Raw genomic sequence first — 14824 nt, 5'->3', positions numbered from 1 at the left:
CTTCACCCAAAAAAGCCTCTCCCGCGCGGCGGGAGAGGCTTTTGCATTAAAGGCTATGTAGAAAGTTCCGGAACGTCATGCAGAGGCGCAGCCGAAGCATCTCGCGTGCTGGCGTTGTACTACCATTCAGACCTCAGCACGCGAGATGCTTCGCCTCCGGCTCTGCATGACGTTCTTTTCCAGACAGCATTCATTGCCTTAATAGTGCTGGCTGGACTGACTACTTACCGCCGGCCGAATATGCGCTCCAAGAAGCCCCGGCGCTTCGGCTTGGTTTTGACTTTGATTTTGGTGGGCGTAGTGACCGTGGGTGTCGGGCGGGGAGCGGGCGGGCGGGGCGTGGTGGCTACCGGGGGCGTAGCGGGCTGGGGCGCGGGCTCCACGGGTTGCGGGGCCGGCACGGGCGGGGCCTGCTGGGCCACTACCACCTCGGCGGGGCGGCCGGTGGTGCGCACCGAAATAGGCCGGCTCTCATTGTGTAGGCGGTCAAAGGCCGTGAGGTAGTAGGCGTAGGCGTGGCCGAAGCGGGCCGTGGTATCCTGAAACTGCAGCTTGCGCCCCGCCTGCGGCCGCACAATGGCTAGCAGGTTGCGCGGGTCGTCGGGGGAAGGTGTTTGGTCGGGCGTGAAGCGGTAGAGTACGTAGTACGAGGCCTCGTCACCGTCGGGGGCGGCGGGGCCAGGCTGCCAGCTCAGGGTATTCACATTCAGCTGGGTACTCACGCTGAGCTGTTGGGCCGGCAGCGGCGGCACGGCATCCAGCCAGGGCATAACCGGCGGCAGAGCCGGGTACCGGAACTCATGCTCCCGCAACGAATCAGTAGTGTGCAGGGCGTTGGCCATCAAGGATTTTGAGCTGAAGAACACGCTCCCGTTCACCTCAGCCGGGAACGTGCGGTTAAAGCGTACCTGCCGGGGCAGCTCGCGGGGGTTGCGCCACACCGTGTCGGAGCGGGTGCTTTCCAGCATACGGTAGGCCCCGTGCCCGATGTACACGTGGCGGCCGTTGGCATTGCGGGCCCACCACTCCACCAGCACGGGGTACTGCGCCACCCGGAAGCCGGTGCTCCAGTACAATTGCGGCAGCACGTAATCAACCCAGCCCTGGCGCGTCCATTCCAGCGCATCAGCGTACAGCCCGTCGTAGCCCTGAAAGGCTTTGGTGGCCGAGCCATTGGGGTCGGAGGTCTGGTTGCGCCACACACCAAAGGGAGAAATACCGAACTTCACCCAGCGCTTAGCCTGCCGGATGGAAGTGTGCAGGTCCCGAATGAGGTTGTTCACGTTCTGGCGACGCCAATCGGCTACGGGTAGGTTATCGGGGTTGAAGCGGGCATAGGCCTGCTCATCATGAATCACCTGCCCGGCCTCGGGGTACGGGTAGAAGTAGTCGTCGAAGTGTACCCCATCAATGTCGTAGCGGCGCACCACATCCAGAATTACCTCATTGATGTACTGGCGCACCTCGGGCAGGCCGGGGTTGTAGAGCAGCTTGCCGGAATACCGGATAAACCACTCGGGGTGGCGGCGGTACGGGTGGTTGGCAGCCAGCCGGCGCGTCACGGTATCCATGGTGGCCCGGTAGGGGTTGAACCAGGCATGAAACTCCATGCCGCGCTGGTGGGCTTCCTCAATCAGGAAGGGCAGCGGGTCCCAGAGGGGCGTGGGCGCTTTACCCTGGGTGCCGGTCAGCCACTTGCTCCAGGGCTCCAGGGTGCTCTGATAAAACGCGTCGGAGGCGGGGCGCACCTGCACGAATACTGCGTTTACGCCGCTTTTCTGGTGGTCATCGAGCATGCGGCGGTACTCGCGGCGCTGCTGCTCGGGGGTGAGGCTGCGGCTGCTGGGCCAGTCGATATTCTCAACGGTGGCAATCCAGACGCCGCGCAGTTCCCGCTTGGGCGGTGCATCGGCGGCACGGCTGCCTGCGGAAAGCAGCAGGCCACAGGCCAGAAACAGGAAAAACAGGCAACGGTAGGCGGTACGCAACTGGGTCATTACCCCAAAAATAGCGCATTCGGCCGCAGGAATCCGCCCTTTTTTACGGCCCGGCACCAGCGTGCTACCCTATAGCTCCTCAAAGGGCAAATCCAGCAGGTCGAAATCAGCCCAGCAGTGGTGGTCGTAGTGCCACCACTCATCCACGTAGTTCACAAAACCCTGCCGCTTCATGGCCGCCAGCAGAATGCTCCGGTTAAACAGCACGTGCGCAGGCAAATTGGTGTAGCGGGAGTTAGCGGCCGGGGTCAGCTCGTCGAAATCAGTGGGCAGCGGTAAGTGGCGGCCGGTAGCGCGTTCCACCAGTCCCACATCCACGGAGCAACCCCGGTTGTGGCGGGAGCCGCGCCAGGGCGGAGCCGCAAACTTCTCATTGCGGATGTGCTCATAAAACTGCACCGTAACGCTGTACGGCCGGTAGGCATCGTACACGCACAGTCCCAATCCTAAACGACCTAGTGCCTCCTGCACCTGCGCCAGGGCCTCTGCCACCGGCCGCCGCAATAGCGCCCTGGCCTGCCGGTACGCCGGTTTCCCCAGCAGGTTTTGCGCGGTGGCGTACCGCATATCTAGCACCAACCCAGGAATCAGGGTAGTCAGATCTACCAGCTCGCGCTCCGCATGGTGGGCCACGCGCTGCTGGTACTCATGAACAGAAGAAATTACGGTGAGCCCGAAAGAGTTTACGGCCATACACTACTTATAACAAACGAAAGCCGAAACTCATCAGTACTGTCGTTGGCATACGCGGGATTAGATCATACTGTTATGCTGGTACTACTTCGTAGGCGCGGCTATTGTTTGTGCGGGCGCTGCAATTCAAGTTGATACACGGCCTCTCCCAGCCGCCGCAAGAAAGGCATCCCCACTGTTTCGTAGTCGTACTGGTCGTCGTTGAGTACCCCGTCCCGGTTCACGTACAGCACCGCGCTGAGCAGGAACTCCACCCCTCGGGCAGAGTCGGTGATATAGGCGTTATCAATGAGAAACCCATAGGCCTGCCCGATTTTATTGTAGATGCGGGCGCCCTCCGGCAACGGCCCCGGTGCGCCGCCCGCCAGCAGGTATTTGGCGTAATTATCGGGGTACTGAGCGGCCGGGTAATGTGGCCACTGGCTCTGGCGGGGCAGCTGGTGCAGGTAGTCCAGCAGCAGGCGGCGGTCCAGTGTATCCAGTTGAAATTGCTGCTGCCGGGGCACCGATGCGGGGAACAGCACGGCCTGCAGGGTGCGCTGCAAGTCAGCCAGGGTGGTGGCATTTCGGGCGCTGAAATCCATGGGCTGGTTGATGCGCTGGCCGTTTTGCAGGTAAGCCTCGCCTACCGTGCGCCGCCGCTGCGGCCCCTGCTCCCACCGCCCTGCAAACGTGGCGGCCGGCTGCACGTACAGCGCCCGGCTCAGGCTGGAATCGGAGAACAGAGACACCGGATTCGTGCGCCGGGCCGTGGAATCTTGGTCGCCGACGGAAAGGCGGTGCCGCAGCACGGTATGGCGCAAGCCGTGCTGGCGCAGGCCAAGCTGCAGCGCCGCCGGCCCCACAAACTCATACAACCGGTTGTAGGCATCATTGTCACTCACCAGCAACAGCTTGCGCACGTACTGCCCCACGCTGGCCCGCTGATTTTGGCTGCTAGTGTCGCGTAGCACCCCGCTTTGCCCGTACGCGGCTGAGTCGATCCGCAGGGGCGAGCTACTGGAAAGTCCCGGTACCTGGCGAGCCAACTGATGCATCTTTTCCAACGCCAGCACAGCCGTGGGCAGTTTGATGGCACTGGCCGGGTAGAAGTACTCCCGGGGCCGCACCCGGTACCGAAACTGCCGGAAGTGGGGCCTCCCCTGCTTGTCACGCCTGATTTGGGTATAGAGTATTTGGAGCCGGTAGTGGCTGGCCGCCCGCGCCACCGGGGCCAGCACCGAATCGGCGCGGAGCAGGCGGGGCAGCGGGTTTTGCGCTTGGGCACTACCACCCAGTAACCAAGCCAGCACGCCGAAAGCCAAAAGTCGTTTCATACCCGACAAGATACTGGTCTGAACACAGCAACGCCCGACTACCTGGCTACAGGTAAGCGGGCGTTGCGGGTGTGGCGCTAGTAGTACGGGCTACTTCTGCTGATCAGAATCAGCGGCTGGGGCGCTGTTTTCCTGGGGCGAAGCGGCGCCGCCTTCCAGGCCGTTGGTCTGGTCAGAGTTGCCGTAGCCCCCCCGGATACCGGCTCCGCTGTCCTGGCTGAGCTGCTCCTGGGTGGTTTCGGGCGTTTTGGCAGTTTCAGGCTGCTCTTGGGCGGGTTCTTGTGGTTGCTGAGCCATATGGTCGTTTACTAGAGACTTACAGATTTACTTGACCAGTTTCGCCGCCCGATACGCCGGTACCGCCGCTGGTGGTGTTGCCGCCCACGTCGCCATCCTGGGCATTGCCGGACGCGTCGTAGTTAGGCGCACCCGAGCGGACCCGGCTGCCACTGATGGCTTGGCCGCCTTCGGTGCCGCCGCTGCCGGAGTTATCATCGGCATTCAGGCCGGTATCGTGGCTGCCAGCGGCTTGGCGGCCTTCGGGCTGGCGCTGGGCGGGTTGGTTATCGGTGGCCTCGGGTAGGTTCCGGGCGTCGGTGGGTTCTTCGCGGGGCTGAGTCATGGGTAGAGAAGTTCGGTGAAATGCCCGGCACGGTGGCCGGACTGTTAGCTTTCTATACGCACGAGGGCAGCCCGCGTTCAGCTTCTGGTTCTTGAAATTCGGGCACTTTTCGTCAAATTAGAGCCGTTTTCAGTTGCCTACCCGCCTACTTATCCATCCATGTCCTCCTCGTCCGATTCCTTTTTACAGAAAACCAGCGAAGAATTATCGTATCTGGTACAGCATCCGGAGCTCTATCATGCCACGTTGGTAGCGGAAGCCGGCCGGGAGCTGCGCCGCCGGGGCGTAGCGCTGCCGCATCCTCAGGGCGCAGAACCGGCGGCAGCCGCTTCGGTATCCGCTGCTCATGCGTACGAAGAACCCGCCTCCTCTTCCTTGGGCCGCTGGTGGCCCGCCGGCCTGATTGCTGCCGCGGTGGCCGGATTGGCCTGGTGGGGCCTGCGCGACTCTACTGCCACTTCGACGGCCGTGGCTGCCAAACCGGTTTCTACTGAGCCCATTGTGCTGGAAGCCGTCAAGACGGACCGCATGCCTGATTTTGAGGCCGAAACTGCCCGGCAGGTAGCTACCACCCGGCGGCAGCTCTCGGCCCAGGACCGGGCCGACACCACAGCTACCGGGCGCTACAGCCGCATGGCCCGCCGCTACTGGCTGGCCGAAAACGCCGCCGCTTACCTCACCAAGCAGGCCGCCGGCAAAAAGGTACCCGAGGTGTTCCCGGGTCAGGTTACGATTGCGCTGGAGCGCATCACCTGGTTTATGAAGGCTAAAGCCTACAACCAGGCTCTGACGCCCGCCATGGAGGAGCATCTGCAACTCATGCAGCAGGGCCTTGTATTACGCCGCAACTCCCTGAAAAACCTCAAAACCCGCTACGAAACGTACGGGGAAACCTATTTGGATCGGGACCTGAACCGCGCCGACTTTGAAGCCTCCGACATTGGCGGGGAACTATTGGGCCAGCCCAGCAAGCGGGCTCCCATGCAGGGCAAAATTTCTGATTTGTAAGCACCGGCCACTGGCACCGTGCTATCCTGTCAGGCCGGGTGGGCTGGCAGGGTTTATGACGCGCGCAGTGCAGCCCCGCTGTTGGGGTTTTGCTACGCGCGTTGTGGTATGAGTGAGCCCAATACACCCGCTGATTTATTTGCCGAGAAAACGGATGCTGAGCTGCTGTACCTGGCCCAACATGCCCAGCACTACCCGGAGGCCGTGGGGCAGGCCGCCATACGGGAGTTGCAGCGCCGGGGCCTGATACCTGATGTTTCGGCCGGGACGCCAGTACCGCAAGCTGCTCCCTCCATTCCTACTGCAGACGCCACCATCGGCAGCACGCTGCTGGGAGTTTTCGGGTTTCGGGAAGGCTACCGCGTCACGCCGCTGCTGCTCTGGTTGAACTTGATAGGCTACGCGCTGTTGGCCTTAGCCGGCCAGAACTTCTGGCAGCCGGCAGCGGCTACTCTCGTGCATTGGGGCTCCAACTTCTCGCCGCTTACTCTGCACGGGCAGCCCTGGCGGCTCCTCACCAGCGTGTTTCTGCACGGCAGCGTAGGCCACTTGTTGATGAATATGGCTTCTCTGGTATTTCTGGGGCTGCTTACGGAGCGTCTTACCGGCTCCCGCCGGCTTTTGCTGATTTACCTGCTGTGCGGGGTTGCTGGCAGCCTAGCCAGTCTGTGGTGGCACGCGCAGGGCGTGAATTCGGTGGGCGCTTCGGGGGCTATTTTCGGTCTGTACGGGCTGCTACTGGCTACGCTGCTGAGGCGGCCGGATGCATTTTCCCGACCTCAACGCTACACTGTGGGCCTGTTTGTGCTGTACCTGCTGGCCGGCAGCCTGGCGGGCGGTTTGCAATCTTACACTACCGATAACGCCGCGCATATCGGTGGCCTGGTAACGGGGGCTGTACTGGGCGCCGCGTTTCCGCCTCCGTCCCTAGTTACTCCGCCAACCGCCTAAGTGCCTGAATCTTCGCCGATGCTGGTTCAGTAACATCGTAACAATCCGTAGCTACGTATCTTTTGTCTGCTACCAGCCAACTACCTGCTTTACCCGCGCATTTCTGATTCCGTGACCGAAACACCCGACCTCCCGAACGATAACGCTACTCCCGATGATGCTGCCCCGCGTTCCTCACGCTGGCGACGGGTGGCGGCGGCCGTGGGCCGCGCGGCTCGGGCTCCATTCGATGGGGCCGGCCTGCTCTACCGGGTAAGTCAGGACAACCTCCATTTTACGCTGCCAGTGCTCAACGGGGCCTTCGGCGACCAGCTCGCCGCCTGCCACGACCGGCGGGCCATCCGGATGAGCTTCCGCCGCTACGAGGCCGATGTGCCGGTAGCAGACTTGGGCTTGCAGCCGGCTCCAGATGGGCGGCCGCGCAAAACCGTGGTATTTCTGCACGGGCTGATGGGCGACGAAATCATCTGGCAAACCGGCAATGGCCCCGACGATTTACGCTTCGGCCCGCGCCTGCAGCAGGAAACCGACGTGTGCTGCCTGTATGTGCGCTACAACTCCGGCCTGCACATTTCCGAAAACGGCCGCCTGCTGCACCAACTGCTCACGGAGCTACTGGATACTTACCCCGAGGCGGTGGGCGAACTGGTACTGGTGGGCCATAGTATGGGCGGGCTGGTCATTCGCTCTGCAGGATATTATGGAAGTCGGAATGAGTTGTCAGTGGTTGGTTGTCAGTTGTCAGGTTCCAACAACGAGCAATTGACAACTGACAACGAGCAACTGACAACTGACAACGAGCAACTGACAACTAAAAACTCACACTGGCTCAACCGGCTGCGGGACGTGTTTCTGCTGGGCGTGCCGAATGACGGGTCGTTTCTGGAGCAGAACAGCCACCTCACCAGCCTGATTCTGCGCAAAATCAACCTGTGGCCCACCCGCGCCATCAGCGGCCTGATTGACAAGCGCAGCAACGGCATCAAAGACCTGCGCCACGCCCGGCTGGTGGACGAGGACTGGCAGAATGAGCACGCCGACGACCTGTTTCCGCCCCGCACGGTGGTGCCGCCACTGCCGGGAGTGCGCTACCACATTCTGGTGGGCTCCCTACTAAAGTCGGCTACCTCGGCCCTGCACGACTACTTCGGCGACGGACTGGTAGGCGCGGGCAGTGCCCGAGGCCGCATCTTCCAGGACCCCGCCGCCCCGCCCGAGCTGCTTATCAGCACCCACGTATACTCCAAGCTGCATCACGGCACCCTGCTCAGCAGCCCCGAAGTGTACCAGTACCTGCGGGAGCGGGTGCAATAGGGTAAGAGGGTTTGGGGGTGTGAGGGTAAGAGTTGTCATTGCGAGCAGCGCGAAGCAATCCTTCCTTTTCAGAGTGTAGAATATAGACCTAAAAAAGCCCCTGATGCCAGCGCGGACGTCAGGGGCTTCCTACTTTTCTGGTGTTTGTGCTTCGTGAAGGAAGGATTGCTTCGCGCTGCTCGCAATGACAGCCAACTCCTACCCTCTTACTCCCAAACCCTCCTGCCCTAAACTACCCAACCACTAGCTCCGTGAAACCAGAACCAACTACCACGGCGGGCAGGGTGAGGCCGGTTTCGAGGGTGGCTTCGGTGGCGGCGGCGGGCTGGCCGTCGGTGCTGAGGGCGGTGGGCTGAAACGGGAGGCCGTGGAGCACTACGCGGTAGGTGGTCCAGGTGGGCTGGTAGGCGCCTTCCGTTTCCTGTTGCAGTAGCAGACCCTTTTCGGAGCCGGTTACGCGGAAGCGGCGGGTGGTGCTCTGGCCTTCCTGGTAGCCGTAGCCTTCGCCCCCGTCTTCGTACAGTACGCTGGTTTCGGTGCCCTGCTTGAAGTACACGTGCAGGGTCACTTCTTCCACCACTTTTTCGCCTACGTACTGCATGAGCGGGTACATGGGCACCACGGCCCCGGCCTTGATGAACAACGGGATGCGGCTCAGGTCGGCGGCAGCCCACACTTCCTGACCGCCGGTTTTGGCCTCGTCGGTGTAGTAATAGAACCAGTCGCCGCGGGGCAGGTACATCCAGCGACCATCGGCGCCGGGCGTAGTAATGGGGCACACCAGCAGATGGTCGCCGAGGCTGAACTCGGCCATGCGCAGGTAGGTATCGGTGTCCGTCTGGTCGAGGAAGGCCAAAGGGCGCAGCATGGGCGTACCCTGGGTGGTGTGCTGCCAGAACGTGGTGTACATATAGGGCAGCAGGCGGTAGCGCAGTTCGATAAAGCCCTTCGCCAGCTCCATGTAGTTCTCCCCGAAGCTCCAGGGCTCCTGGTCGCCATGGTCGCCGGAGCTGTGGGTGCGGAAGAACGGGTGGAAGGCCCCCAGCGCCACCCAGCGTACGTACAGCTCCCCATCAGGGGTGTCAATAAAGCCCCCGATATCGGAGCCGATAAAGGAGAAGCCCGAAATGCTCAGGCGCTGGCACTGGATGTTGGCCAGCCAGAGGTGCTCCCAGCTGGCAATGTTGTCGCCGGTCCAGCCGGAGGAGTAGCGCTGCCCGCCGGCGTAGGTGCTGCGCGTGATGGTGAACGGCCGGTCGGGGTAGCTGAAGCGCTTCACGCCCTCGTTGGTAGCCCGAGCCATCTGCATGCCGTAGATGTTGTGAGCCTTTTTGTGGGAGGCGTGGTGGCCGTCGTAGCCGAAGCGCACATCATCCGGGAAGGTACCCTTCTCGAACACGGCCGGCTCGTTCATGTCGTTCCACACGCCCTTCACTCCTATTTCCTGCACTAGCTCCTTAAACAGACCGGCCCACCACTCGCGCACTTCAGGACGGGTGTAGTCGGGGAAGTTGCAGAGGCCGGGCCACACCGAGCCTTTCATCAAAGGACCATCGGCGCGGCGGCAGAAGTAGTCGTTTTTCAGCCCCTCCCGGAACACCGAGTAGTCGGGGTCAATCTTGATGCCGGGGTCGATGATGACTACCGTTTTGAAGCCATCCTCGGCCAGCTCCTGCACCATGCGCTTGGGCTCGGGAAAGTGCGTGGGGCTCCAGGTAAAGCACCGGTACCCGTCCATATAGTCGATGTCGAGGTAGATGGCGTCGCAGGGAATTTTCCGGTCGCGGAAGCCCTGGGCAATGGCCTTCACGTTGCTCTCGGGGAAGTAGCTCCACTTGCACTGCTGGTAGCCCAGGGCCCACAGCGGGGGCAGCTCGGGCGGCGAGGTCAGGCGGGTGTACTCCTGGGTCACCTCCAGCAGCGAAGGGCCGTAGATGAAGTAGTAGTTCATTTCCCCGCCCTGGGCCCAGAACGAGGCCACATCGGCCCGCTCGGCCGCAAAATCGAAGGAAGCTTTGAACGTGTTATCGAAGAAGATACCGTGGGCGACCTTCTGGTGCAGGGCCAGGAAAAACGGAATATTCTTGTAGAGCGGGTCGGAGCCTTTCTGGTAGCCGTAGGTATCGGTGCCCCAGTTGGTGAACTGCTTGCCCCGCAGGTTCATGTTGTCGGGCTTGTCGCCGAGGCCGTAGTAGTGGGCCCCGCTCTGCACCTGCTTGCTCATCTTCACGATGTCGTTGCCCGACTCGTACTCGTACTCCCAGTGGAAGCCTTTTTCGTCGTCGGTGAGCACCAGACCGGAGCGGTTGAGCACCCGGGTGCGCAGGTTTTCCTTGTCCACCACGCAAATCAGGCGGTCGGTGGTGATGCGGTAGTGGTCGGGCTTCTCGCGGAACTCCAGAAACTCCAGCTCCTGCCGGGCGGGTACGCCATCGGGGAAGGCGTAGCTGAAATCAGCGGGGAATACGCCTTCCGTGATGTAGCGGAAGCGCAGCACTTTATCATTAATCACCTGCAGGCTGAGCTGCACGCCATTATCACAGCGGAAAATGAAATCAGTACCCTGTCGCTCACTTGAAAGTACCCGGCCGGGGTATAGCTCCTGACGAGCCTGGGCGGCCAAGTCATTGACCATATAGTTCAACTCCTGAATATTGTCGGCCATGCAAATAGGGGGTCGAAGAGAAAAAGTTGTGTATTCTGCGCGGGGGCAGCGCCTTACCGGAAAGGCATTCCGTAAAGGTAAACAGCTGGCGGGGTACGGCCCAGCGGAAAGCGCGCCGTTTTCGACCGGCCGCAGTTTTCGCGCTACCGGTACCTTTTTTCTCTACCTTGCCGTACTCCGGATTACTGCTTAGCTTACTTTCTATGCCCCCTGCCCCCCTGCATGTGCTGCTGCTTGGCTGGAACGATGCGCCCCGCACCGGGGAGTTGGTTCCAGCCCTTGGTTCGTTAGTTGGAAATATGACCCCGGCGGCCACCGTATCGGTGGTAGTGCCCCACCAGCCGACTACCGCGCTGGGGCAGGCGGCACACGTAACTGCCCTAGCCGACCTCACGCCCGAACAAGCCTCCGCACCGGTTTCCCTGCCCCAGCAGCGGCCGGCAGCCTGGCAGCGCCCCGCCGCTCCTTACACGGGCACGGCGGCCGATAGCGCTGCCGCCCTGCCTAGTGGGGCCAGCGGCGGCTGGAGTACGCCGGCCGCACCCTACCTGGGCGCCACACCGGGCTTGCCGGACACGGCAACCAGCGCCGTGCTAACCGGCGTGCATGGTTTTGCGGCGGCAGAGGAGCGCCCAGCAGTTATTGACCAGCGCGCGGCCCGGGTGGCGGTGCAGCACTCGGTAGTTTCGCAGCTGGAAGCTGAAGCCTCCGAGCTGCCCGCGCAGGATTTGCTGTTGAACCGCGACGTATTTGCCCAAGACGCCGAGCCGGATTCAGGCGAAGCTACTGACCTCCACGAACTCGCCAACAACCTAAGCCCGCACGCCGAGAACAGAACAGCTGCCCACGCTACTTTACCCGAGGCCTTGGCCGTACTAAGTCTGGACCTGGCTCCGGATGCCGACCTCAATTTTCAGGTGATACAGTACGCCCGCTTTGCCACCCGTCAGGCCTTGCAGGATACTTTTTCCGTAATTTACGCCTCTGATTGGCCTACCTGGCTGGCTGGCCTGGAAATCCGGCAGCAGACGGGCCGACCTTTGGTGCTGCACGTGCACAGCCTGGCTCAGGAGCGCGCCACACCGGCCGACCGGGGGTGGGCCCTGGAGTTGGAGCGGCTGGCCCTGCGCCGCGCCGACTTGGTACTGGCTGCCTCCGATGAGCTGGCTCACCTGCTGCAAGTGCGCTACCAACTGGGGCCCGAACGCCTGCAGCTAGTAGATCCCGCCGACACGGAAACGCTCCGCGGCCTGCTGCTGCAACTTGAAACCCGCCCACCCGGACGCTAGTCCGCAGTTTTTTGCCTACCGCATGAGTTCAAAAACACCCCTCCGCCACGAGTTCGATGCCCCCATGGAAATGGATGGGGCCGACAGTGGCGTTTTCCTGGTTGTCCCGTTCAGCGTGCCCGATACCTACGGCACGAAAGGCCCGCTGCCGGTTATCGGCACTATTGATGGATTTCCCATCCGGACCAACCTGGTACCGTTCGGCGACGGGCAGCACATGCTCAGCATCCGCAAGGAGGTGCGCAACGCCATCAACAAAACCTGGACCGATACCGTGCACCTGGTACTGGAGCGGGACACCGAACCCGGTGGCCTGGAGCTGCCCGCCGACTTTGAGCAGGCCCTGGACCGCGCCGGCCTGCGCGTGCAGTTTGACGCGCTGCCCTTCACCCAGCGTAAGGACCTAGCTATGCGCATTGCCCGCACCAAGAAAGATGAGGCCCGCTCCCAGCGCATCGAAGACGCCCTGGAAATTGCCCGCACCGGCCGCAAAACCAAGCAGTAGGTTGTAGGTTTTAGTTGTTCGTTGTCAGTTGCTAGAAAGATCATAACAACTGACAACGAACAACGAACAACTATACTCGTGTCAATACCAAGGCCGTGCGACTGGTTACGTAGAGGCTCAACTTATCGACGCCATCATCTTTGAAGGTTTCATAGGTCAGCCCGTCGTCAACCCGGCCAAAGCCACCGAACTGGGTATCATCGGAGTTGAGCACGATGCGGTAGCGGCCGGGCGTGGGCACCACAAAGCGGTAGTCGGCCACGCTCCGGTCTACGTGGAAGCTGAACACGAATACTAAGTTGCCCCGCTCAAAAATCATGACCTGGTTATTTGGGTCGATGTTGAGCTGGCGGGCCGGGCCGGCGGTGAGCAGACGGTTGGTTTTGGCCAGGTGCAGCATAGCCTTGTCAAACTGGAGCAGGTACTGAAATTTCAGCTCCGGATTATCGGCCAGGCTCCACTGGCGGCGGGCGAAATGGTGGCTCCAGCCATTGCCCTCGCGGGGGAAGTCCACCCACTCCGGGTGCCCGAACTCGTTGCCGATAAAGTTAAGGTAGGCCTCCCCGCCCAAGCTGAGCGTAGCCAGCCGAATGAGCTTGTGCAGGGCCACGCCCCGGGCCGTAATGGGGTCAGGGTCGGCGCGGTGCATATGCTCGTAAATAGCCGAATCGAGCAGCCAATGGGCCAGGGTTTTGTCGCCTACCAAAGCCTGGTCGTGGCTTTCGGCGTAGGCCACGGTTTTCTCGCCGGCCCGGCGGTTGGTGAGCACGTGCCAGAGGTCGTAGAGGTTCCAGTCCTCGTCGCGGGTGTGCTTGAGCAGCTTAATCCAGTAGTCGGGAATACCCATGGCCAGGCGGTAATCGAAGCCGATGCCACCTTCCTCGATGGGCCGGCACAGGCCGGGCATACCGCTCATATCTTCGGCAATGAGCAGGGCGCTGCGCTTGATTTCACGCACCAGCGTGGTAGCTAGTTGCAGGTAGAGAATGGCATCTTCGTCAGCATCGGGGCCGAAGTACTGCTCGTAGCCGCCAAACGCCACGCCCTCGCCGTGGTGCTGGTAGAGCATGCTGGTGATACCGTCGAAGCGGAACCCATCGAAGTGGAACTCCTCCAGCCAGTAGCGCAGGTTGCTGAGCAGAAACTGCTGCACCTCGGGCTTGGCGTAATCAAACAGCTTAGAATCCCAGCCGGGGTGGTTGCCGCGCGAACCTTCGTGGAAATACTGCCCGCCGGAGCCATCGAAATCAGCCAGCCCTTCGGCCTCGTTTTTCACAGCGTGGGAATGCACTACGTCCAGTAGCACGGCAATGCCCCGGCGGTGGGCCTCGTTGATGAGGTACTTCAACTCCTCGGGCGTGCCGAACCGGGACGACACCCCGAAGAAATTAGCCACGTGGTAGCCAAAGGAGCCGTAGTACGGGTGCTCCATCACAGCCATCAGCTGCAGGCAGTTGTAGCCTTCGGCCTGAATACGGGGCAGAATCTGCTCGGCAAACTCCAGGTAGGAGCCTACTTTGCCTTCTTCGAGGGCCATGCCTACGTGCGCTTCGTAAATCAGCGGCTCGCGCACAAAGTTGGGGACCCGAAACTTCTGATCCGACCATACAAAGGGCTGCTCCGGCCGCCATACTTGCCCCGCAAAATCGTGGGTTTCGGGGTTCTGCACGGCCCGGCGCAGCATGGCCGGTAGCCGGTCTTTGCCGCCCTGGGGCGTTACTACGTGTACTTTGTAGAGCGAATGGTGCGTGAGGCGGTCTTTGTAGTCTTTATCCGCCAGAAATACTTCCCATACGCCATCCTGGCCACGAGTAAGCGGGGTGGCCTGCCGGTCCCAACTATTAAAATCCCCTACCAGATACAACGCTTCAGCGGCCGGGGCCCACTCCCGAAACCAATAACCCCGGCGGCGGCCGTCGTAGTTGAGGCCCAGGCGCTGATGGGCTAGCGCAAACTTGCCGAGGGAGCCACACTGCGCTACTATTTCGGCCAGGCGCTGCGCCAGCCGCTGCTGGCGGCGGCACAGTACCGGCTCATAGGGGGCCAGCCAGGGGTCGTGCTGCACGAGGGGCAGGTGAGCTGTGGGGGCTTCGGCAATGGAGGTAGCCAGTGGTTCGGTCGTCATAGTCAAAGGCACAGATCAGGTTCAGGTCAAAGCTACGCGGATTGTGGAATTGGGGTTGGTTGTGGGTTAGCCGGTAGTGGTTGCCAGTTAGCCAGTTGTTGACCTTGCAGGTGCGCCGCTCCCCCGACAAGGCCCCTCCCGCATCCTGACTAGTTAGCCAACTGTAGGCCTTACAACCGTTCCAGTGGCCGGCGCTATGAGTGGCCGCTAGTTTCTTCACTAGGAAGTGTTAACAGTGGCTAGTATGTTTGGGAATGGAGTACATGTTGACCGACGCGCAGTGGGCGCGCATCGCGCCGTTACTGCCGGGCCGGGAAGGCACGAGCGGCGGGCGGGGCC

Annotated in this window: 12 protein-coding genes; 5 read left to right on the top strand and 7 right to left on the bottom strand. The window is 61.7% G+C overall.

Translation table 11 applies throughout. The annotated features are described in order from the left end of the window. Positions 1 to 224 precede the first annotated feature (224 nt). From ROI90_RS12495 to ROI90_RS12475, 5 genes are all read right to left on the bottom strand, one after another. Positions 225 to 1997, bottom strand: a complete 1773-nt coding sequence (locus tag ROI90_RS12495) for a glycoside hydrolase family 10 protein (protein WP_315998683.1) — start codon at positions 1995 to 1997, stop codon at positions 225 to 227. Between the two features lie 69 nt (positions 1998 to 2066). Then, positions 2067 to 2690 (bottom strand): M15 family metallopeptidase, encoded by a 624-nt coding sequence (locus tag ROI90_RS12490; RefSeq protein ID WP_315998682.1) that lies wholly within the window; start codon positions 2688 to 2690, stop codon positions 2067 to 2069. Between the two features lie 101 nt (positions 2691 to 2791). Next, entirely contained in the window at positions 2792 to 4006 is a 1215-nt protein-coding gene (locus ROI90_RS12485; protein WP_315998681.1) for a serine hydrolase, read from the bottom strand. A gap of 90 nt (positions 4007 to 4096) precedes the next feature. Next, positions 4097 to 4303 (bottom strand): hypothetical protein, encoded by a 207-nt coding sequence (locus ROI90_RS12480; protein WP_315998680.1) that lies wholly within the window; start codon positions 4301 to 4303, stop codon positions 4097 to 4099. Positions 4304 to 4322: 19 nt separating this feature from the next. After that, on the bottom strand, positions 4323 to 4628 hold the full coding sequence (locus tag ROI90_RS12475; RefSeq protein ID WP_315998679.1) for a hypothetical protein: 306 nt from the start codon (positions 4626 to 4628) through the stop codon (positions 4323 to 4325). Between the two features lie 159 nt (positions 4629 to 4787). Here ROI90_RS12475 and ROI90_RS12470 point away from each other — a divergent pair, with 159 nt between their 5' ends. The 3 genes from ROI90_RS12470 (at position 4788) to ROI90_RS12460 (ending at position 7901) form a co-directional block, all read left to right on the top strand. Then, a complete protein-coding gene (locus tag ROI90_RS12470; protein WP_315998678.1) occupies positions 4788 to 5636 on the top strand; it encodes a hypothetical protein in 849 nt (282 codons plus the stop codon). Between the two features lie 108 nt (positions 5637 to 5744). Further along, a complete protein-coding gene (locus ROI90_RS12465) occupies positions 5745 to 6587 on the top strand; it encodes a rhomboid family intramembrane serine protease (protein ID WP_315998677.1) in 843 nt (280 codons plus the stop codon). A gap of 111 nt (positions 6588 to 6698) precedes the next feature. Beyond that, positions 6699 to 7901 (top strand): alpha/beta hydrolase, encoded by a 1203-nt coding sequence (locus ROI90_RS12460; RefSeq protein ID WP_315998676.1) that lies wholly within the window; start codon positions 6699 to 6701, stop codon positions 7899 to 7901. 232 nt (positions 7902 to 8133) lie between these two features. Here the strand turns inward: ROI90_RS12460 and ROI90_RS12455 are convergent, their stop codons facing one another. Further along, a complete protein-coding gene (locus tag ROI90_RS12455; RefSeq protein ID WP_315998675.1) occupies positions 8134 to 10566 on the bottom strand; it encodes a glycoside hydrolase family 31 protein in 2433 nt (810 codons plus the stop codon). 203 nt (positions 10567 to 10769) lie between these two features. Between ROI90_RS12455 and ROI90_RS12450 the strand changes: the two genes are divergently transcribed. Both ROI90_RS12450 and ROI90_RS12445 read left to right on the top strand, forming a co-directional pair. Beyond that, positions 10770 to 11855 (top strand): glycosyltransferase, encoded by a 1086-nt coding sequence (locus tag ROI90_RS12450; RefSeq protein ID WP_315998674.1) that lies wholly within the window; start codon positions 10770 to 10772, stop codon positions 11853 to 11855. 22 nt (positions 11856 to 11877) lie between these two features. After that, positions 11878 to 12360 (top strand): YdeI/OmpD-associated family protein, encoded by a 483-nt coding sequence (locus ROI90_RS12445; RefSeq protein WP_315998673.1) that lies wholly within the window; start codon positions 11878 to 11880, stop codon positions 12358 to 12360. Positions 12361 to 12430: 70 nt separating this feature from the next. Here the strand turns inward: ROI90_RS12445 and ROI90_RS12440 are convergent, their stop codons facing one another. Then, positions 12431 to 14485 carry an alpha amylase C-terminal domain-containing protein gene (locus tag ROI90_RS12440; protein ID WP_315998672.1) on the bottom strand — a complete coding sequence of 685 codons (2055 nt, stop codon included), beginning with the start codon at positions 14483 to 14485 and terminating at the stop codon, positions 12431 to 12433. Positions 14486 to 14824 lie beyond the last annotated feature (339 nt).

It is taken from the genome of Hymenobacter endophyticus (genome assembly GCF_032464715.1).
GTDB classification, from domain to species: domain Bacteria; phylum Bacteroidota; class Bacteroidia; order Cytophagales; family Hymenobacteraceae; genus Hymenobacter; species Hymenobacter endophyticus.
Note: the sequence above shows the minus strand (reverse complement) of the source record. Positions and strands in the feature narration are given on the sequence as shown.